The organism is Vibrio sp. 10N.222.48.A3 (genome assembly GCF_041475345.1).
GTDB classification, from domain to species: Bacteria; Pseudomonadota; Gammaproteobacteria; order Enterobacterales; family Vibrionaceae; genus Vibrio; species Vibrio tasmaniensis_A.
The window spans coordinates 1-522 of the sequence record NZ_JBFRVX010001425.1; the positions used below are offsets into that span (position 1 = coordinate 1).

A 522-nucleotide genomic window follows, 5' to 3' on the forward strand; every position below is an offset into this window, starting at 1 on the left:
ATAAAGGATATCGCCCGGCTCTAAAGTTTCATCAATGATCGGTTCAAAACCTTCGATTTGACGAAGTGCAGAAGCTTGGACTGTCTCTTTGTATTGGCCAACATCTTTCGTGCCAACCTTCCACTGACGTTTACCTTGGCCTTGAATGATGAATACGTCATATTGATCAATATGGGGGCCTACGCCGCCTTCTGGTGCTGAGTAGCAGATCATTAGGTCGTCGAATAACCAGTTTGGTAAAGCTTGGAACGCTTCAGTCAGCTTATTGGCACCTTGATGCCAGTGGTTAGCCGCTTGAACGATCAATTGCCAATGTGTTTCAGTGAGTTCGCCAAATTTCTCTTCTGAGAATGGACCATGTTCTGCTGTCCATTGGTTGTTGAGGTTAGAGACAAAGCGAGAATCCACTTCTTCTTCCATCGATAAACCAGCAAGTTCTTCCGGCGAAATTGGGTCGATGAAGTTTTGGAAGCCACCTTTCAAGATGGTTGGTTTTTTATGCCAGTAGTTTTCAAGAAACTC

At 44.6% G+C, this 522-nt stretch carries 1 protein-coding gene; it reads right to left on the reverse strand.

What is annotated here, in order from left to right; genetic code table 11:
* A partial coding sequence (locus tag AB4653_RS26870) for a cupin domain-containing protein (protein ID WP_372105756.1) occupies positions 1 to 522 on the reverse strand: 522 nt, incomplete at both ends.